This window comes from Paenibacillus sp. FSL K6-3182 (assembly GCF_037976325.1).
Lineage (GTDB): Bacteria > Bacillota > Bacilli > Paenibacillales > Paenibacillaceae > Pristimantibacillus.
Window position 1 is genome coordinate 7,465,509 of record NZ_CP150265.1, and the last position, 19,752, is coordinate 7,485,260.

A 19,752-nucleotide genomic window follows, 5' to 3' on the forward strand; every position below is an offset into this window, starting at 1 on the left:
CCTTAACTATCACTATTGTTGACCCGTTTCTTGATTCTGCTTAATGACTCTGGCGTTATGCCAAGATAGCTTGCCAATTGATGTTGGGGTACACGATCGACGAGATGAGGCCTTTTTCGCAAAAGCGCTTTGTAGCGTTCTTCAGGTGCAGAAGCAATGAATGATGTCAACTCATCTTGCACCTCACCCAGATTTTCTTCTACCATTATGCGTACCATTGATTCGAGTTGTAAGTGTTTATTGAACATGCCTTTTTCATCATTGAGCTCCCCAACCACCAATATACAATCTTCAAGGCAAGTTAAGGTGTACGCGGACGGCTTATTTTGCTGATGACGATTAAAAATCGATACGGCTTGCTCTTCTGTGAAAAAATTCGATGTAACCTCTTTTCCCGCTTCATCTATTAAGTACTGTCTGACAATGCCCTTCAGCACGAAATAACACTTTGTGGGAACATCTCCTTGTCTAAGGAGTATCGTTCCCTTTTTATATTCCTCGATAAGGATGTCATCAACGATAGCCTGTTGTTCCTCATCGCTAAGAGACGTAAATTTAGTCATATACTTAAACAATATGCTTTTCATTTCGTTATCCTTTCATCAGTACCGCTTTACGGTTCAGCATATCATCTAGAAAGCCAATTTTAAAGCGCACCTGCCCTTAAAATAAGTCAAAGCGCCTCGCTTGCTGCAACCTTATTATTGGGGATTCGAAGCTTCCGTTTATGGGTCGTAAATAATATGAAATAACCTAGCGTTACAAGGATACAGATTAGGATGTCAACGGCAATCAGGTTCTGATAACTCCCAAAATAATCGAAAGATAAGCCTCCAATTAAAGCTCCCACTATACCGCCTCCCTGATGGAATAGAAGAAGGACTCCCGTATGTTTTCCTTTTCCTTTTGCAAATTCATTAATGACAAGGATTCCTCCCGGTACTGCGGTTAAGTAAGTAATTCCGAACGCGATTGCAAATACAATGGGTGAGCTTCCCAAGTGCATAAAGAGGAAAACAAAACCCAAAATACGTATGCCATACAATATGGTCATCATCATTAATTTATTGTATCGATCTAGAAAATAGCCGCAAATGAGAGCCCCCGTAATTTCCATAATGCCAAGTATACTCATGGATAAGGCGATCATGCTTGGTGACACATCTGCCAACTGATGTATAGCTACCAAGTTCATTTCGACGGAACCCATATTAATACCGCAGGTGAACAGTGCAATAACGACAACGACAAAGATAGGAAGATAGACAAATTTCTTGGGTGATGTTGTTACTTTAAGCGGCATATCATGCTCCTCGATCACTACTGGACGATCCTTTTGAGCTTTATTTATATTTTGCTGTTGAGAGCTCTTAATTCCAAGCCAAATAACAGGTAATGTCACAACAATTCCTAGAGCAAAAGAAGCCATAAAAGCATCCTTCCAAGTCAGCCATCCCGCGGATACGAAAATTGGTGTAATAATCGCTAATCCTACAGAGGAAGCACTCCCCAGCAGTGCCATTGCTTTAGCACGATGATGCTTAAACCATTCAAACATCAATATATAACTTGTCGTCAGCCCAATACCAGCTAAACCAGAGATAACACCATATCCAATGAAAAACAAGATAGGCTGGTTCCCTAACACGACAACGCCAGTACCCAAGGTACTCAAGACTGCACTTATAAACAATATCCTTTTTGCACCGTAACGATCTACAAGCCAGCCACCCAAAGGAGCGCATATCGCTGTAATTAATAAATTAGTCGACCATGCCATCGAAATAAATCCCCTGCTAATCTGTAAATCCATTGCTATTTGCACCTGAAAAAAAGACATGCTGAACCTGGTCAATGCACCAATAAATCCAATAATCCAAAGAGACCCTAATCCAATCCATGCATAGCTGGATTCCTTAAACCATGTTGTGCCCATTATCGTTTCACCCCTGCCGCTCATAAAAGATACCGTTCGGTATCTTTTATGATAACATAGATGTTATGTTTTGCAAGAGTGCAAATTCGTTTGATATACTACGTGTACAAATACAGTTACGTACGGGGGGGGGGATGACGATGGAGAAAGGTGAAAAGACACGCCATTACATCATAACGAAAGCCGCTGAACTTTTTAACCAAAAGGGATATTCGGGCTCATCCTTATCTGATATAACAGAGTTGACAGGCATTAAGAAAGGCGGCATTTATCGTCATTTTTCCAGTAAAGATGAGATTGCATATGAAGCCTTTAGTTATGCCGGGCGTATTGTTGGGGCTCAGCTTGCTCATGCAATCAGTCAGCAGGAAACAGCCTCTGGCAAGCTGCTGGCATATTTACATGTATACGAGAAAGTCGTTGACGCGCCTCCCTTCATCGGGGGCTGCCCGCTCCTAAACACCGCTATTGAAAGCGACGACAGTCATCCAGGCCTACGCGAGAAAGCCCAGCAAGCAATGCAAGGTACGTTGGAAGCCAAGAAAAAAATCATTTTCGATGGTGTGCAAAGCGGTGAATTTAAAGCAGACCTTGATATAGAGGCGCTGGCTACCTTCTCCCTTTCCATCATGCAGGGTGGTATTATGATGAGCAAGCTTGAAGGCAATAATCGGCATATCCGGATGAATATTAAGAGCTTTGCTGCTTATTTAAAAACAGCGTGCTTACGCGAACCCAGTTAGATGAGCTCAAGCTAAAAAAAGAGCCTCGTGAGTAGTCACGAGGCTCTTTTTAATAATTCATAATGAGTAAACATTTAGGAAAATTGACTGCCGTCATTCCTATTTCATACTTTTTTTCTCTTCCTACGCCTCAACAGCTGTTTTTCGGTTCAGAGCTATTTTAGTTTCTTCTACTTCCTCGGCTTGCCCCACACGTTTAATGAAGAAGGAAAGCACCAGACCTACTACTCCGATTCCAATGATGACAAGATATGCATCATTAATACCTTGAATAGAAGCCTCCATCATAATATGCTCCTTCGAAAAATTAGCCGCGTCGCCTGCTGCAGACATATCTAGAAGATGCGCCTTTGTCCGGCTAGCCATAACCGTAACAAGCAGAGAAGTACCTATTGCGCCAGCTACCTGCTTGATGGTGTTGGATATTGCAGTACCGTGCGCATTTAGTCTTGCTGGCAGTTGGTTGAGACCCGCCGTAGTGATTGGCATCAGGAACATTGCCATACCGAAGCGTCGTCCTGTGGACATCAGCACTAAATACGTATAGCTAGTCGAATCGGTTAGATTAACGAAGCCGATGGTTGTGATGATCGTAATAGCCATACCGATGATGGACAGCCATTTTGCTCCAAACCGGTCGAATAGCTTTCCTGTTATCGGCATCATTAGTCCCATTAGAAGCGCGCCAGGGAGCATAAGCAAGCCTGACTCCAAAGCGGTGTATCCACGTGCGCTTTGCAAATAGAGTGGGAGCAGCATCATATCTGCATACATGACCATGGTTACAGCAATATTAATAATGGTGGTAAGAGAAAACATGCTGTATTTAAACGCTCTTAGATCCAGAAGCGGATCCTTCGAAATCAGCTGTCTCCATGTAAACAAAATCAAGGAAACCACACCAATAACAATCGATGCAATCACTTCCGCGCTTGACCAGCCTTTGCTTCCAGCACTGCTGAAGCCATAAAGAACGGTACCAAATCCGACTGTTGACAGAATGACACTCAAAAAATCAATTTTAGGATAGGTTCGTTCAGCTACATTTTTCAGGAAAATATAAGCAACTACAATAATGAGGACGACAATTGGAAGCATGCCATAAAACATCGTACGCCATGAATAATGCTCCATGACATAACCAGCCACTGCAGGTCCAATTGCAGGAGCAAAAATAATAGACAATCCAACCATACCCATGGCAGCTCCGCGCTTATCAGGAGGAAATACGGTCAGAATAACATTCATTAACAGAGGCATAATAATCCCCGCTCCAGCTGCTTGAATAAGGCGGCCAGTTAGCAAAATGTCGAAGTTAGGCGCAACTGCCGAAACAATCGTACCGACGAGAAAAATGATCATGGAAGACTGAAACAGCTCACGGGTCGTAAAACGCTGCATGAGGAATGCAGTGATTGGAATAAGTACCCCGTTAACCAGCATGTATCCGGTTGTCAGCCACTGTGCTGTAGACGCCTCAATGCTAAAGTCAATCATCAACTCCGGCAGCGCAACGCTCATTATCGTCTGATTCAGAACTGCGATGAACGCACCCAGTATCATGACAAACAATAAGGGACCTTTCTTAATTGAATTACTGTCAAAAGCTAAACTTGTACTCATGATGTTCAATCCCTTCAAATTGTTCGTGAATTTAATAAACACTTTGTAGTATAATAAACTCAATGTAAAAGATTATAATTACATCGCGCCTAATTTACAAACTACAGATTTTTTGAAAATGTTTATTAGTTTACAGATCATCAGATTCTGTAGTCTATACCGAGAATAAACTACATAAATATCTGTTCTTGTCGTTTAAATAATTTGTAGGGAAAGGAAATGAGTACCTATGTCAACTACATCACCGCGAATGGATCCACGTGTACTTCGCACGCGTCAATTGATTCGAGATGCCTTTGTAGATTTGCTGCAGGAGACGGATCTAGAAAAAATAACGGTGAATCGTATTGCGGAACGCGCGACCATCAATCGTGTTACTTTCTATCTTCATTACCGAGATATTCCGGAAATGCTTGAGAGATTATCAGACGATATGATTAATGAAATACATACTATTCTTCATGACATTCGAAATCAGCCTCGTTCTACTGATTTGGATTGGTCCATTCTGCTTAAAGTGCTCGAGCATATTGCTGAGAACTCTAAGTTTTATAAGGTTCTGCTCGCTTCGCAGCGCATACCGATCTTCACGGATAAGCTTTCGAATTTAATTGTTGATCTTATCACTAGCAGAAGAGAGTACCAAAACAACTCCTCATCTAAACCGGCCGTAATCGTATCAAAAGATATTGCAATCTGGTACGGCTCCTCCGCCTTTATTGGTACAATTGTCTGCTGGCTTCGCAATGATATGCCTTATACGCCGCTTTTTCTCGCCAAGCAGCTCTCTCAGCTGTTCCGTTTGCATCAAAATACGGACCAGCTCGTAGATCTGGAATAACTTCTCCGAAAACATAAATAAGCTCTCAGTAGAACTGATTCGTTCGACTGAGAGCTTATTTATGTTTTCAGTATTGTTGCTTTAAATGCTATATGGTTGCGATGACATCAACACTCCATCATTTTTTTATCTTGGACAGCATGTAGCTTTACCATCGCTAATCGCGCAATGGGTTGAATGACTAAGCTCTCTGCAATTAGTACAATTAAGAAGTTTCTTGGCCAGTTGGTTAAGAAGTTGCTAAAAATTTCTGAACTAAAACCGTTTCCTACAATATGACCAATAAGCGTCATACAAGCCGACATTCCTAGTACAGTAAATAAGATACGGAACATAATTTTGGAATTAAAGCTGTCCGTTGGTTCAGTAAATTTATCAACCAATTTTTCGGCGATACGGCCAATAAACACAGGCTCCAAAATCATGACAATAATCCACATGATCGGTAACGTTTTAAGAATCATGAAGGCAACTTCTCCATTAAATTCTCGGGAAGCTAAAATTATATTTAATGACGTCATAAACAGAACGGTCAATGTACAAATAATTGCACCATATAATGCTCCCTCTTTTCCGTTTCTCGGCAATCTTGTTTCTAAGTTCATCCTATTTTCTTCCTTTCAAAAAAATCATTTCATTATTAGTCATTCACTAAATAAAGATCAGGTACAGTCAACATAACTAATTTTCTGTATTAAAGGTCTTCAATACATTTGGCAACATTTTAGCGATCGTTTTTAAGGGAGCTGATGATTTTTGCGTTAAACAAAGCAGCATAGCACCTTCGATTGTAGCAGTCATCATCAAGGCAATAGCAGCAGCTGACTCATCAGAATAACCTTCAGCTATAAGTTTCACACAATAAATATGTTGAATATTTTCATACAGCACACTGCATGCTTTGCGAACAGGCTCACTCACTGTGGCCATTTCACTGACAATACTGCTAAATGTATAACCGGTAATCGTACCTTCTGTTTCTAAGTTGTGAATTAGTTTTTCGATCATGCCTTGCGTCGCTTCTATAGTTAATGGATACCTTCTAAAAATATTTTCGATATCTGTCGTAATGGCTTCGTTTAAAGCTTGCAAACAAGCAATTAACAGTTCTTCTTTACCATTTGGAAAATGATGATACAGCGCTCCTTTTGTAACGTTGCAGACTTTTAAAAGTTCATTCAGACCTACACTTTTGTATCCCTTTTGCTGAAATAGGACGGTAGCCTTCTCAATGATTAGCGATTTTGTATTCAATTTAAAACACCTCCCCCAAAACCATACCGACTGGTCTGTTTGGTATTATAACAAAATATTTATCCCCGATGTAAGTGTTTTTTTACACTTCATTCCGAGTATTTTTGCGCCGGACGCCGTTCACTCTTCCGATATGCCTTCGGAGACACTCCATTCCATTTTTTAAATACCTTGTTGAAATAGCTTTGATCGTTGAAGTTCAGCCATGCTGCGATATCAGCAATCGGATAGTCGGTCAACGTGAGCAGCCTCTTCGCTTCCTCAATCCGTTCACGCTGGACATATTCGGAAATGGTAAGTCCAACCTCCTTCTTGAACAAGCTCGACAAGTAGTTGGGGCTAAGATTCGCACTCTCGGCTAGCCGTTCAAGAGTAATGTCACCGTATAAATGGTTAGCAATTTCGTGAAGGCTATCCTGTATTGCGGGTGAGTAGTGACCCCGGCGAACCTCTGATACCCGATCGACGAAGTCGAACAGCACCTCGGTCATGATGGCGCTTATCGCTTGAAGCGTATCCTTCTCCTCCAGCTGCTGAATATAGAAATCACTCAGCGTAAACGCATCCTCCTCGTGCATTCCTCCTTCAATTGCAGCTCGGCAAATTAGGGCGATTCCCGTAATCATCAAGTTCTTCTCACTTCGAATCCTGCTCCGCTTGGCCAGCACGCCAAACTCGTCCTCGGCAATGATGGATTCCATGACGAATGTTCTTATTCTCTCCCGCTCTCCGCTACGCACATAATGCAGCATGACACGCTCATGCGACAGGTTGGCGTGCAGCATACCGTTTCGACGTCTTCGCGACAGCTCAGCTTCCGGCTCTCTCTTCTCCACAACCGGTTCCTGCATCGACATTGCATCCGCTAGAAGACTGATCGACGAATCAACGAGCTGCCTGCGAAGCACATAATAAATCATTCGGCTAAATACGGCTATGCGCTCCGTGGAGAGCAGCGCAATCTCCTCATACAACTCCAATAAATGCCTCCGGTTACCAATGGGGAGGGAGCTTATTGTCTCGTTCCATTCACCCTCTTGCGGCTTCTCATTCATGTACGGACCGACGACAAGCGTGCCAGTAAGCTGGTTCTCATCCATCGCATTCACAAAAAAATATTGGAGCCGTGATCGGGTAAAATGAACCGGCTGCTCTGCAGCATAAAGTGCATAAGCGTAGCCCGCCACCTGTTCACGAATGGACGTAAAGTAAGGATTAGACTGAAGCGAACGGTCTACAAACTCCGCTTCAATTGTCCGACCCGGATGAATGATAAATATAGGGATTCCAATCACATCAGAGAGAAGCTGGCCAAAAACAACCAGCTCAGAGAGCTTATTCATACGAACCTCCATAGGGTACGATTAAGGTTAAAAAGAAGATGATAAGAAAGTACTACAAATCATTGATAAATACAATTTTCAAAAATGAAAGCGCATTACAATGAAGAAAGCAAAGATCCTTTGCTATTACACTCGAAAGGGATGAACTCATATGTTGGAAAATAAAATAGCTATCGTTACTGGAGCAGGGAGCGGCATCGGCCGTGCAAGCAGCTTGAAAATGGCCAGCAACGGCGCAACGATTGTCGCTGTTGATTTTAATCAGGAATCCGGTCAAGAGACGGTTCGAATGATTCATGAACAGGGCGGCGAAGCCATCTTCGTACCGGCCGACGTGTCAAAAAGCGAGGATGTTCAGCGTTATGTAAAAGCAGCCGTCGATACTTACGGACGTATCGATATTTTCTTCAACAATGCCGGCGTTGTACAGAAGTTCTCGAAACTCGCGGATATTGATGAGAACGAGTTCGACCGAATTATGAACGTTAATGTCCGGGGCGTCTTCCTCGGCATGAAATATGTAATAAAGGTAATGGAGGAGCAAGAAAGCGGAACGATTATTAATACCGCTTCGACAGCTGGGGTCAAAAGTGAGCACAGCGCATCCGCTTATTCCGCCAGCAAACATGCGGTTGTCGGCCTGACGAAAGGTGCGGCAATCGAGTATGTGAAAAAAGGCATCCGTATCAACGGCATTTGTCCGGGTGGTGTGGAAACGGCTCTGACGAAGAGCGTCGAACAGGCTTTCATGTCCGGAGGATACGTGCCTGAGGAAGTCGGCAATATGCGTATGGGCCGCTATGCTAAGCCGGACGAGCTGGCGGAGGTCGTCACATTCCTTGCTTCCGATCGCTCCAGCTACATGACGGGCTCCATCGTACTGGTCGATGGTGGGCTGACACTTTAAACGAATGAAAATGCTTCTTTACTGAATTCAAACCGTTCTAAGTATACGCGAGTAAAGTTCCCCCCATCCAGACTATAGCGAAAATAGGGCATCCCCAATACGGGTATGCCCTATTACGCTTGGCTTTATCGTTGTAACTCCGTCTATTCTTCTTCCCCACAAACGACCCCAAGCAGCTATTTTTTCAACTTTGATACAGCCATATGTTTGAAACTGTCATGACCGCTGGCAGCGCTGTTTCATCCACCGCCACATGGTCATACCAGCCCCCAACAGCAAGGTTAAGCACCAAATAAAAAGGCTCGTCAAAGGGCATAATGCCCGGCTCCATAGGGCGCTCGGCGAAGCAATGCCCATCTACCAGCCACCTTATGGAGCCAGCATCCCATTCCAATGAATAATCACGGAATTCGTTAATGGTTCCCTGTTCAAGCTGGTAGGAGAACTCATCGGTAACCTTATGGTCCCAATCCTTCCCATAGTGCAGCGTTCCGGATACTTGCCTCGGCAAGCGGCCTTTAGCTTCCATAATGTCAATCTCGCCAGAGGCAGGCCAAGGACCGTAGGCCTGATGCTGCGGGAGCAGCCATATGGCAGGCCATAACCCCTGTCCCACTGGCAGCTTTGCGCGAACGATAAGCTTTCCATAGCAAAAGGAGAGATAGTCTTTTGTATCTATACGGGCCGAGGTGTACGCAAATTGCCGACCGTCTTTTTCAATGGCTTCACGTCGCGCGCATAGGTTTAACCCCAATTCATCGATATATAGATTGTTAGCATGTCCGGTATAAAACTGCTGTTCCCCGTTGCCCCAGCCCGGGTCTATTGGTTTGCCATCATTATCAAGCAAATCGTTGCCAAGGCGAATGTTCCATGCGCTCAAATCGGTGTTTCTATTTAAAAAATCCTGCTCCCATAAAAGCTTGCTCATCCCATGCACACTCCCTTCATTTATTCACAGCATACTTAATTTTGACGCCCAGTCAAACAAATCCAAAAAAATGGGATAGGGTCAAAAATCATGGCCTTTTTTTCCTAGGTCTATTTTCATACGATGAAAAGGAAGGGGGCGCAGAACATGTTTCAATACAGGACGGGACAAATAAAAACTTTTTTTAGGCAGTGGCAATTGCAAAGCATGGTAATCCCAGGCATTATATGGATGTTCATCTTTTGTTATATTCCAATGTTTTGGTTGATTATTGCATTTATGGACTTCAGTATCGCCAAGCCCATGCTGCAATCACCCTTTGTAGGGCTAAAACACTTTCAAGATTTTATTACGGATGACCGTTTTTGGCGCTCGATCCGCAATACTCTAGGGATGAGCAGCATCAAGCTGCTGCTAGGTTTTCCCATTCCCATCTTTTTCGCCCTGATGCTTAATGAAATACGGACGATTCGATTTAAGCGCACAGTACAAACCATTTCATACCTACCGCACTTTATTGCCTGGACTATTTTTGGCGGCATTATGCTCAATTGGCTGGGCGAGGGCGGTGTCATCAACCAACTGATGATGGCGCTCGGACTGCAGGATCGCGAAATTCTGTTTAATAGTGACGCTAAATATTTTTGGTGGATTACCTATTTCTCCGATACGCTGAAGGAAACGGGCTGGAGTGCCATCATTTATATCGCTGCAATCGCTGGCATTGATCCAGGGCTATACGAGGCAGCGGAGCTCGATGGCGCCAACCGTTGGCAGCGGATGTGGCATATTACCATTCAGAGCATACGTCCTACCATCGCGATTTTGTTCATCCTCGCTGTCAGCGGGATACTCGGCAGCAACTTTGAACAAATCTTTATGCTGAAGAACAACATGAACATGAAGATGGCCGAAAGCCTGGATTTGTACATCTATAACATGGGCTTGGTATCTGGGCGCCATTCCTTCTCAACAGCCGTCTTGTTTGTCCGCTCCATTGTGGCGTTAGGGCTATTATTTTTGGCCAATTACACATCCAAGAAATTAACTGGCGACAGCATTTTTTAAGAAAGAGAGGGCAGATACATGGAAAGACGCAGAAGATTGCGGCGAATTGGAGTATTTGAGGTGTGCAATGCGCTGCTGATGCTGGCAGTTTGCTTCATAACGCTGTACCCGATGTGGTTTGTATTTATAAATTCGCTTAATGCACCGGAGCAAGCCATGCTGGGCACCGTAAACTGGTTTCCAAAGGAATTTTCACTAGCCAGCTACAGTGTTGTATTCAATGATAAAAGTCTAATGCACGGCTTCTACATTACTACGCTGCGCACGGTGATAGGAACAGCGGTGCATGTGTTATTTACCGCCATTGTAGCTTATGGGATGAGCAAATCCAACTTAATCGGCCGCAAAATCTATCTCAAAATCGCCTTGATTACGATGTTGTTTTCAGGCGGCTTAATCCCTTCCTTTATTCTGATGACCAAGCTGGGCTTTTACGATAGCTTTTGGGTATTCATCATCCCGGCTATGTACACTTTTTTCAATATGGTTATATTCATGAGCTTCTTCCGCACCATCCCCGACAGCCTAGAGGAATCCGCAAAGGTAGACGGTGCTTCGGATTATGGCGTTCTGTTTCGAATCGTATTGCCTAACAGCATGGCCGTACTGGCTACCATATCGCTTTTCTCAGCCGTCTATCACTGGAATGATTATTACCAGGGCGTAATCTACATTCGCTCGCAGGATCAGCTGCCTATGCAAACCATACTGTACAAAATCATTGCGGAGAACTCCATGTCCTTCATGCAGCAGCAAGCCATGGCTCAATTCGGCGCAAGACTGCCTGGCAACTCCATCAAATTTGCATCGATGATGGTGGCAACGCTGCCAATTCTCGTGTTCTATCCCTTTATTCAGCGCTATCTGGTCAAAGGCGTAATGATTGGTGCGATTAAAGGGTAAGTGCTGTACGTTTCTCTAAGCGATCGTTAGCGAGACGTGTGGGGCCTATAAAAAAACAGTAAAGAAAGGGTGTTCATTTCATGAAACACAACCTCATCAAGCTAAGCATGGTAATCGTTTTAGCCGTAGTACTTACATTAGGCTTGGCCGCATGTACCAAATCGGAGAATAACGAAAACAAGCCGGCCTCAACGCCTGCGGAAAGTACCGAGCAGCCACAAGGCGAATCAACGCCGAGCCCCGAACAGCCTGCTTGGCAGCTGGATACCAGTCCAGTCGAGCTCTCATGGTTCGTAGGCGCATCCTGGTATGCCCACAGCTGGGGAGAGAGCTTGACTTCCAAGTACGTGACCGAAAAAACAGGCGTCAATATTAAGCTCGAAGTTCCTTCAGGAGAAGCAAACGAGCATATTACCTTGATGATGACCTCTGGCAAGCTGCCAGACTTAATTTCTATGGGCTCTTGGGAAAACGCTGTCAAGAAACTATGGGAAGGCGATCATGTATATGCTTTAAATGAATTGGCAGAGCAGTATGATCCCTACTTCTTTAAGGTTGCGGGTGACGGCACACTGAAGTGGTATCGTCAAGAAAATGGCAATACGTATGGCATTCCGAATGACTCATATAGCCCTAATCTCATGCATGAAACAGGCATGACAGCCGCCAACCAAACATTTTTGGTGAGAAAAGATCTGTACGAGGAGATGGGCAAACCAGATTTGAGCACGCCGGAGGGCTTTCTAAATGCACTGCAGCTGCTCAAGGATAAGTATCCTGAGTATAAAGGCCAACCGATTAGTCCCTTCTTTGCACAGGGGAATGTTCCTTATGGGATGAGTGAATACCTGCAAAATCTACTCGCTGTTCCGCATGAAAAAGACGGCAAAGTCTACGACCGCATTACCGATCCAGATTACCTCGCTTGGCTGAAAACCTTCCGCACAGCATACGAGCGCGGACTGATCAATGTGGATTTCCTAGTGGACTCCGATACGCAAGTAGAGGAAAAAACGAACAATGCCCGCTACTTCATGATGATTCGCGAATGGACGGGAATGACGGCTGTCAATCCGATGCTGGCCGCAAGCGGGAACCCGGATTCCAACTACATTGCAGTAGATGGACCGCAAAACAGCAAGGGTGACTCTGCAAAGCTGTTCCCTGGCAACATGGACGGCTGGATGGTTACAATGATTAGCAAATCGACTAAAAATCCTGAACGTGCTATCCGCTTCCTGACATATCTAGCCAGCGAAGAAGGCCAAAGAGATTTATTCCTTGGCAAGGAAGGCGAGACGTGGGAAATGGTGAGCGGCAAGCCGCAGCTGAAGGCTGAAATGGTGAAATTGCTTGAAACTGATATTGAAAAGTTTGAAAAGGAATACGGCATTATGGATACCTACTGGATGATGCGGAACCCTGTTATTATCAACCAGTGGAGACCGGAGAAAGCTCCTGTCATTAAGCAAATGGAGGACTTCGCCAATGCGCAGGCCGATATTGACAGCGGCATCTACAAAGGCTTAGATCCACTGGGTGATTCTGAAGTAGCGGTAGCCTGGTCACGCATCTCTCAAAATTGGGAGGAAGTGCTGCCTGAGCTGATTACGGCTAAGGATGAAGCAGCCTTTGATAAAATTTTTGATAATTTTCTTGCCCGCCGCGTGAGTTACGGTTTCGACAAGGTCATGGAATATCGCCAAGCCGAGCTGGATGTACGAAAAGCAAAAATGGCAGAGTAGTTACACCTATAACCTATATACTGCCGGCTGCCGAAATGGTGGCCGGTATTTCCGGCTTTACTTACACATTTGTAAGTAACGCCTTGTTACCTACCAGCCGGTTTGTAATATATGGTATATTACGGAGGTAGGGAGGGCCGTTAAATGAAGTATATGCTGACCAAAATGAAAAAGCTTTACCGCAATTCCCGCATATCCCAAAAGCTGTTTCTGGCCTTTAGCCTAGTCATTGCAATCCCTGCCATTTTGGTGTCCTTTTTATTTATCCGTATACAGGAAGCCCAGTTATACAAAGATGCTATGGCCACCGGCAGCAGCCATGTCGCACGGCTGAACGAACAGCTGCGCAGCAAAATGGACATGTTTGAAAACGCTTCCTCGACAGCGCTGACTCAAAAGGCATTCGTGGATTTTATCCACTCCAATATGCGCGGGGATGGCCTCCGCCTCGTGAAATTTAAACAAAATCAATTTGAGCAGATGCATAATATCATTGAAAGCCATGAGATGATCAGTGAGCTCAGCTTTTATGTCGATAACCCTAACCTGTTCGAAATTTGGCCCGAAATCTATCATTATGACAAGTTTTGGCCGCAGGATTATTGGGAGACCCTTCGAGATGAAGGCGGCGCAGCATACCGCCTGTTTGCTTTTAAGGATGGCGAGCACACGCTAGCCTATTATCGGTTGGTACGGCTTCAGGGTCAACAGAACAAGTTTCCTACCATTATGGAAATTCGTGCCGAGCACAGCGTATTTTTCAACGACCTGCTGGAGGAGAGCGGAGGGGATTTCTTCTCGGTTGTCATGGACGGAACAAATCCTTCAAAAAATATATACAATCCGCAGCATATATTTTCTCAAACCGCTGGGGAGGGGCTAAACAGTATCCTTGGCAGCATTCACCGGCAGCTGGACGTACTTCAACAGGATAGCCCCATGAAGGTCCAAGTAGGAGATCAAACCTACTACGCGCTTTATCGTTATATTGCTCCACTGAACGCTTATGTTGTGGATATTGCTTCCCATCAAGCACTGATGAAGGGTCCGCGCAGCTGGTATGCCTTTGTGGTAGTAATTGCTTTATGTGTATTGCTCCTGATCATGCTGCTCGTATCGCATACGACCCGGCGTATTTTCCGCCGATTGGACAGCGTATTATCTTCTATGCGTCAGGTGCGGAAAGGCCAATTGGATGCGAAGATTAATATCGGCCTAGATGAACACGAGACCGGTGATGAAATCGATGAGGTAGCCATCAGCTACAACAAAATGCTGGACGAAATTAGTCGTCTGATGACGCAGGTGGTGGATAAGCAGCTCATTGCCAAAAACGCACAGCTGCACTCGCTCCATTCTCAGATCAATTCACACTTCTTGTATAACGCGCTGGAATCCATTCGGATGCTGGCGGAGGTTCAGCAGCAGCCTGCAATCGCCGATGCGCTCGTATCGTTAGGCTCACAGCTGCGCTACAGCATGCAGTGGCGAAGCGATACCGTCGCCCTCAGTGAGGAGCTCGCCAACATCGAAAGCTATATCAAATTCATTAACTTTATGGAGGGTGGCAGCATCGTATTGACGGCGGATCTCCCGCAGGAGGTGCTTCACTATGCTATTCCTAAAATGTGCATGCAGCCCATCGTTGAAAATGCGGTTCATCATGCGGCACCTTTAGGCGGCAGTGTACACATACAAATGACCGTACAAGTGGAGAATGACAGCCTATTACGAATTGAGATACGTGATGACGGTGCGGGTGTTGATCCGAAGATGCTGGCTAGTCTGCAAGCTGTGCTGAGCGGCGATTCAGATACGCCAATTGTGACCAGCAAAAACGGCCTCGGCCTCGAAAACGTGCATAAGCGCCTGCAGCTTCATTATGGCAAGGGCTGCGGTCTTTCAATTGACAGTGTACAGGGTGCTTATACCTGTGTAACCTTACGTTTGCCTTGGGAAAATGTGAATCTTGGAGGATGGTAGGGCATGATCAATATTCTAATTGTAGATGATCAAAAGCATATACGCGATGGCCTGCAGGCCATGCTGCGCCAATTTCCATTGCAGCTTGATGCTATTTATTGTGCCGCTAATGGAATTGAGGCGCTGCACTTATTGCGTCAGCATAACATTCATCTGGTGATTACCGATATTATGATGCCGGATATGGACGGACTGGCGCTAATGGAGCAAACCAAAGAAGAACACCTCAACGTGGATTACCTCATAATTAGCGGCTATAGTGATTTTGCTTATGCCCAGAAAGCCATTGGGCTTGGGGCAAAAGGCTACCTGCTCAAGCCGGTAAAACGGGAGGATCTGCTTACCGCAGTAGAGCATATTGGTCAGGAAATAAAGGCGCGGCAAGCCCTTTCCCGCAATATGGAGCATATGTCCCGCCGCGCTGAGGAGACAGACCGTAAAGAGCTTTGCATGTTTATGCAAGGCGCAGTGAACGATGAAGCATGGATTCGGCAGATTCAGCAGCAAAACCCAAAACTTTGGCATAATTACCGTCTGTGCTTGCTGCGGGAAGAACTATGGATCAACCAACCGGGGGCAGACAGTGCCCATAGCATCGAATCTATTGCTTACCGTGTTTATGGCAGCCAGGGATATATATGTCTGCAGCACCGCCCATACCTGGTTCTTGCGGTCGATGCGGCCACAGATACGAATGCTTTGCCTGCTGCACTTAAGGCAAGTCAGATTGATGCCACAGCGGCTATGACTGGACCCCAGCAAGGCTTAAAAGGGCTTCCCGGCAGCTATACACAGGTGCTTGAACTATATCGCCATAGCTACTTGTTCCCTGATAAGAGGTGCATCCTACCCGCGCATATGGAGAGGCTGGAGTCGCAATGGGAAATTCCCTATGAAGAGCTATATGCCCTGTTTCAGCTTATTGGCACCAAAAACAGCGGGAAGATTGCCCAAGGCATTTCTACGCTATTCCACAAAAATGTGCTGCAGCGTTACCATATACGGTACACACAGCAGTTATGCAGCGCAACGGTGCAGATGCTGGAGGAATATGAGCGGGTGATCCGTCCCTACATGGGGGAAGAGGCGCTTGATATTGAATGCTTGCGGAATCTATTCGACTATCCGGGTATTCGAGATTATATTCAGGCGCTGCAGCAGCAGCTGCTTCGGCTGAATCAGTTTTATTATGATTACAAGTGCAGCTATCGCAAAACGCAGGACTTAAATGAAGCCATTCGTTTTATACACGAATGTTATCATAAGCCGCTGGACCTCGCGATGGTTTCCAACCATGTGTCGCTTAATTACGCCTATTTTTCCAACCTGTTTAAAAAGAATATTGGCAAAGGCTTTGCAGAATACCTGCGCGATGTGCGCCTAGATAAGGCCCGCCGCTTACTAGCCGAAACCGATCATAAAATTATCGAGGTAGCCACCATGGTTGGCTATGAAAGCTACAAAAGCTTTACAAGGGCATTTCGCGATGTTATGAATATGCAGCCCACGGAATACCGGCAGCTGATGCGGCGGAAGCTTGAACGAGAAGGAAAATATCAGGGCAAAGCACTATAAGCCTTCAAAAATAATCAAAATCCAAAAAATTGGGTCATAACAAAAACAAATGGACCTTTCCAGCTGTTAATTGTATTCGATAGAATAAAGGTGCACTCCAATGTAAGCGGTTTCCTCCGAGTACTTACACAATCAATTGCCTCAAAATAAAAGGAGCCGCAGGGGTAACCATATTTTATTGAAGGAGGACAATAATGAAGGTACTTCACCATTCACAGAAACGGTTTAAGCAGAAGGTACTGAGCTTGTTCTTGGCGGTAGCGATGATGGCGAGCGTCGGGCTATTGCCATTTTCGAAAATTCAAACCGTCGATGCAGCAGGCACCACCGTTACCTCTATGGCTTACTTTTCAGCAGCAGATGGGCCAGTCATTTCAAAATCAGGGGTTGGGCAAGCAAGCTACGGTTTCGTCATGCCTATATTTAACGGCGGCTCCGCCACATGGAACGATGTTTCAGATGACGTAGGCGTAAATGTGAAAGTAGGGGGCAACTGGGTCAATATTGACAGTGCCGCTGGCTATGTCTATAACCAAAACTGGGGGCACTGGAGCGATAGCGGCACTTACGGCTATTGGTTCACTCTCTCCGCAACAACAGAAATTCAACTGTATTCTAAAGCTAATGGAACGACCCTTAACTACACGCTTGTATTTCAAAATATAAACAAAACAACGATTACGGCTATGACCCCTACCCAAGGGCCACAAATTACTGCAGGCTTTACAGGAGGTGCAGGCTTTACTTATCCTACCTTCAACAATAATCCAGCCATTATTTATGAAGCCGTAGCGGATGATTTGAAGGTGTTTGTAAAACCTGTAAACAGCAGCACTTGGATTGATATTAACAATAATGCTGCCAGCGGCTGGATCTATGATAGCAACTTCGGCCAATTCACCGAAGGAGGCGGCGGCTTCTGGTTTACGGTAACCGAGTCTATCAACGTAAAACTTGAATCAAAAACCTCTTCGGCTAACGTCATTTATACGATAACCTTTAATCAACCCGTAAGAAATTCATATGTTATTACTCCCTACGATGGAACAACCTTTACAGCAGATTCGAAAGGCGTCATAGGCATACCGCTGCCAAAAATTGATGGTGGCGCGCCAATAGGCACTGAGCTTGGAAAATTCGTCTACCAAATTAATATCAACGGGCAATGGGTGGATATGGCGAACTCCAGCCAGAGCGGATTCTCATATTCCGGCAATGGTTACAATAACATGTCCGATGCCAATCAGTGGGGATATTGGGCTGACTATATCTATGGCCTTTGGTTCCAGCCCGTCCAGGTGAATATGCAAATTCGAATCGGCTACCCATTGAATGGGCAGGCAGGCGGAAGTGTTGGCAGCAACTTCGTTAACTATACCTTTATCGGGAATCCGGATGCTCCCCGTCCAGATGTATCCGATCATGACGATGTGGCAATCGGAACGCCAAGCGACCCAGCCATTGCGGGCATGAATCTCATCTGGCAGGATGAATTTAGCGGTACAGTGCTCGATACGAACAAATGGAACTATGAAACCGGCTATTATATCGGTAACGATCCCAACAGCTGGGGCTGGGGCAATGCAGAGCTGGAGCACTATACCAATAGTACACAAAATGTATTTGTACAGGACGGAAAGCTGAATATCCGGGCGTTGAACGATCCAAAATCGTTCCCGCAGGATCCAAGCCGATATGCTCTATATTCTTCAGGCAAAATAAATACCAAAGATCATCTGTCCTTCCAGTACGGTAGAGTGGATATTCGCGCGAAGCTGCCTACAGGCAATGGTGTCTGGCCTGCGCTCTGGATGCTTCCAAAAGATTCAGCATACGGTGCATGGGCCGCATCTGGTGAGATTGATATTATGGAAGCTAAAGGACGTTTGCCTGGCACAACTAGCGGCGCTGTACACTTTGGCGGACAATGGCCAGTGAATCGATATATTGCTGGGGAATATCATTTCTCGGAAGGGCAAACCTTTGCCAATGATTATCATGTGTATACGATGATCTGGGAAGAGGATAACATTAAATGGTACGTGGATGGGGAATTCTTCTTCAAAGTCTCCAGAGATCAATGGTACTCCGTAGCTGCACCGAACAATCCGAACGCTCCATTCGACCAGCCTTTCTACATCATTATGAATCTCGCGATCGGCGGGCATTTTGATGGCGGTTTAGCTCCAAGCCCATCTGATATTCCTGCGACGATGCTGGTGGATTATGTACGGGTTTATAAAGAAAACGGTGGCCAAAATCCTACGAACGTGCCTGTTACCGGTGTAACTTTAAACCAGAGCACTGCACAGCTGCAAGTAGGACAGAGTGTACAGTTAAACGCCACTGTTGCACCCTCTAATGCAACAAACAAACAGGTAACTTGGAGCGTTTCGGGCGCCAGCATCGCTTCCGTAAATCAGAACGGTGTGGTGACAGGGCTCGCTCCAGGAACAACAACGGTTACGGCAACAACGGCTGACGGCAACAAAACAGCCAGCTCTACCATCACGGTTGTACCCGCGCCATCAACCGTTATTGTCATTGGCGATGCGGTGCGTGGCCTGAAAAAAGCGGGCAATAACTTGACGTTTTATGTAAATGGCGCAACCTTTGCCGATTTGCACTATAAGATAAATAACGGTGCACAGCAAAACGTAGCCATGACCTCGTCAGGAAACGGCAACTATACTTACCCTGTAAACAACCTGCAATCTGGGGATACCGTCGAATACTTCTTTACCTATAATCCGGGGCAAGGCGCGCTGGATACTCCTTGGCTCACCTATATTCATGGGGTAACGCAAGGAACACCGGAGTAAACCGGAGAATCCTGGCTAGACAATTCTTTACTGGCCTGCTAGTAGTAACACGCGAGGTCATTTGATAGGTTCTTTAAC

Annotated in this window: 16 protein-coding genes; 9 read left to right on the plus strand and 7 right to left on the minus strand. The window is 45.4% G+C overall.

The annotated features are described in order from the left end of the window. Positions 1–2 precede the first annotated feature (2 nt). A complete protein-coding gene (locus tag MHH56_RS32670) occupies positions 3–587 on the minus strand; it encodes a Crp/Fnr family transcriptional regulator (protein ID WP_339205723.1) in 585 nt (194 codons plus the stop codon). Positions 588–673: 86 nt separating this feature from the next. Continuing rightward, positions 674–1,936, minus strand: coding sequence for an MFS transporter (locus tag MHH56_RS32675; protein ID WP_339205724.1), 1,263 nt, complete (start codon positions 1,934–1,936; stop codon positions 674–676). Between the two features lie 140 nt (positions 1,937–2,076). On the opposite strand from MHH56_RS32675, the gene MHH56_RS32680 reads away from it, so the two are divergent. Then, positions 2,077–2,679 carry a TetR/AcrR family transcriptional regulator gene (locus tag MHH56_RS32680; protein ID WP_339205726.1) on the plus strand — a complete coding sequence of 201 codons (603 nt, stop codon included), beginning with the start codon at positions 2,077–2,079 and terminating at the stop codon, positions 2,677–2,679. A 123-nt stretch (positions 2,680–2,802) separates the two neighbouring features. Here MHH56_RS32680 and MHH56_RS32685 read toward each other — a convergent pair whose 3' ends face one another. Beyond that, the gene (locus MHH56_RS32685) at positions 2,803–4,302 is read right to left on the minus strand and encodes a DHA2 family efflux MFS transporter permease subunit (RefSeq protein ID WP_339205727.1); all 1,500 of its coding nucleotides are present in this window, start codon (positions 4,300–4,302) and stop codon (positions 2,803–2,805) included. 250 nt (positions 4,303–4,552) lie between these two features. Here MHH56_RS32685 and MHH56_RS32690 point away from each other — a divergent pair, with 250 nt between their 5' ends. Continuing rightward, a complete protein-coding gene (locus tag MHH56_RS32690) occupies positions 4,553–5,143 on the plus strand; it encodes a TetR/AcrR family transcriptional regulator (RefSeq protein ID WP_339205728.1) in 591 nt (196 codons plus the stop codon). Between the two features lie 107 nt (positions 5,144–5,250). On the opposite strand, the gene MHH56_RS32695 is transcribed toward MHH56_RS32690, so the two are convergent. From MHH56_RS32695 to MHH56_RS32705, 3 genes are all read right to left on the minus strand, one after another. After that, positions 5,251–5,748: a DUF2798 domain-containing protein gene (locus tag MHH56_RS32695; RefSeq protein WP_339205729.1), complete on the minus strand. Its 498-nt coding sequence runs from the start codon at positions 5,746–5,748 to the stop codon at positions 5,251–5,253. Positions 5,749–5,824: 76 nt separating this feature from the next. After that, complete coding sequence (locus tag MHH56_RS32700; RefSeq protein WP_339205731.1) at positions 5,825–6,397, minus strand: TetR/AcrR family transcriptional regulator; 573 nt, start codon at positions 6,395–6,397, stop codon at positions 5,825–5,827. A gap of 89 nt (positions 6,398–6,486) precedes the next feature. Beyond that, entirely contained in the window at positions 6,487–7,740 is a 1,254-nt protein-coding gene (locus MHH56_RS32705) for a helix-turn-helix domain-containing protein (RefSeq protein ID WP_339205732.1), read from the minus strand. A gap of 151 nt (positions 7,741–7,891) precedes the next feature. Here MHH56_RS32705 and MHH56_RS32710 point away from each other — a divergent pair, with 151 nt between their 5' ends. Next, the gene (locus MHH56_RS32710; protein WP_339205733.1) at positions 7,892–8,647 is read left to right on the plus strand and encodes a glucose 1-dehydrogenase; all 756 of its coding nucleotides are present in this window, start codon (positions 7,892–7,894) and stop codon (positions 8,645–8,647) included. 184 nt (positions 8,648–8,831) lie between these two features. On the opposite strand, the gene MHH56_RS32715 is transcribed toward MHH56_RS32710, so the two are convergent. Further along, positions 8,832–9,578 carry a glycoside hydrolase family 16 protein gene (locus tag MHH56_RS32715; protein ID WP_339205734.1) on the minus strand — a complete coding sequence of 249 codons (747 nt, stop codon included), beginning with the start codon at positions 9,576–9,578 and terminating at the stop codon, positions 8,832–8,834. A gap of 147 nt (positions 9,579–9,725) precedes the next feature. Here MHH56_RS32715 and MHH56_RS32720 point away from each other — a divergent pair, with 147 nt between their 5' ends. The 6 genes from MHH56_RS32720 (at position 9,726) to MHH56_RS32745 (ending at position 19,674) form a co-directional block, all read left to right on the plus strand. Then, positions 9,726–10,646: an ABC transporter permease subunit gene (locus tag MHH56_RS32720; RefSeq protein WP_141500841.1), complete on the plus strand. Its 921-nt coding sequence runs from the start codon at positions 9,726–9,728 to the stop codon at positions 10,644–10,646. Between the two features lie 18 nt (positions 10,647–10,664). After that, complete coding sequence (locus MHH56_RS32725) at positions 10,665–11,549, plus strand: carbohydrate ABC transporter permease (RefSeq protein ID WP_339205735.1); 885 nt, start codon at positions 10,665–10,667, stop codon at positions 11,547–11,549. An 80-nt stretch (positions 11,550–11,629) separates the two neighbouring features. After that, positions 11,630–13,294: an extracellular solute-binding protein gene (locus MHH56_RS32730; RefSeq protein WP_339205736.1), complete on the plus strand. Its 1,665-nt coding sequence runs from the start codon at positions 11,630–11,632 to the stop codon at positions 13,292–13,294. Positions 13,295–13,438: 144 nt separating this feature from the next. Beyond that, positions 13,439–15,277 (plus strand): histidine kinase, encoded by a 1,839-nt coding sequence (locus tag MHH56_RS32735; protein WP_339205737.1) that lies wholly within the window; start codon positions 13,439–13,441, stop codon positions 15,275–15,277. 3 nt (positions 15,278–15,280) lie between these two features. Next, on the plus strand, positions 15,281–16,852 hold the full coding sequence (locus MHH56_RS32740) for a response regulator (protein WP_339205738.1): 1,572 nt from the start codon (positions 15,281–15,283) through the stop codon (positions 16,850–16,852). Between the two features lie 194 nt (positions 16,853–17,046). Further along, on the plus strand, positions 17,047–19,674 hold the full coding sequence (locus MHH56_RS32745) for a family 16 glycosylhydrolase (RefSeq protein WP_339205739.1): 2,628 nt from the start codon (positions 17,047–17,049) through the stop codon (positions 19,672–19,674). Positions 19,675–19,752 lie beyond the last annotated feature (78 nt).

Excerpts from the sequence above, each read along its gene's own strand:
- MHH56_RS32705 (WP_339205732.1), bottom strand. The coding sequence starts at position 7,740 with ATGAATAAGCTCTCTGAGCTGGTTGTTTTTGGCCAGCTTCTCTCTGAT.
- MHH56_RS32720 (WP_141500841.1), top strand. The coding sequence starts at position 9,726 with ATGTTTCAATACAGGACGGGACAAATAAAAACTTTTTTTAGGCAGTGG.
- MHH56_RS32725 (WP_339205735.1), top strand. The coding sequence starts at position 10,665 with ATGGAAAGACGCAGAAGATTGCGGCGAATTGGAGTATTTGAGGTGTGC.
- MHH56_RS32680 (WP_339205726.1), top strand. The coding sequence starts at position 2,077 with ATGGAGAAAGGTGAAAAGACACGCCATTACATCATAACGAAAGCCGCT.
- MHH56_RS32675 (WP_339205724.1), bottom strand. The coding sequence starts at position 1,936 with ATGGGCACAACATGGTTTAAGGAATCCAGCTATGCATGGATTGGATTA.
- MHH56_RS32685 (WP_339205727.1), bottom strand. The coding sequence starts at position 4,302 with ATGAGTACAAGTTTAGCTTTTGACAGTAATTCAATTAAGAAAGGTCCC.
- MHH56_RS32695 (WP_339205729.1), bottom strand. The coding sequence starts at position 5,748 with ATGAACTTAGAAACAAGATTGCCGAGAAACGGAAAAGAGGGAGCATTA.
- MHH56_RS32740 (WP_339205738.1), top strand. The coding sequence starts at position 15,281 with ATGATCAATATTCTAATTGTAGATGATCAAAAGCATATACGCGATGGC.
- MHH56_RS32730 (WP_339205736.1), top strand. The coding sequence starts at position 11,630 with ATGAAACACAACCTCATCAAGCTAAGCATGGTAATCGTTTTAGCCGTA.
- MHH56_RS32745 (WP_339205739.1), top strand. The coding sequence starts at position 17,047 with ATGAAGGTACTTCACCATTCACAGAAACGGTTTAAGCAGAAGGTACTG.
- MHH56_RS32670 (WP_339205723.1), bottom strand. The coding sequence starts at position 587 with ATGAAAAGCATATTGTTTAAGTATATGACTAAATTTACGTCTCTTAGC.
- MHH56_RS32690 (WP_339205728.1), top strand. The coding sequence starts at position 4,553 with ATGGATCCACGTGTACTTCGCACGCGTCAATTGATTCGAGATGCCTTT.
- MHH56_RS32710 (WP_339205733.1), top strand. The coding sequence starts at position 7,892 with ATGTTGGAAAATAAAATAGCTATCGTTACTGGAGCAGGGAGCGGCATC.
- MHH56_RS32735 (WP_339205737.1), top strand. The coding sequence starts at position 13,439 with ATGAAGTATATGCTGACCAAAATGAAAAAGCTTTACCGCAATTCCCGC.
- MHH56_RS32715 (WP_339205734.1), bottom strand. The coding sequence starts at position 9,578 with ATGAGCAAGCTTTTATGGGAGCAGGATTTTTTAAATAGAAACACCGAT.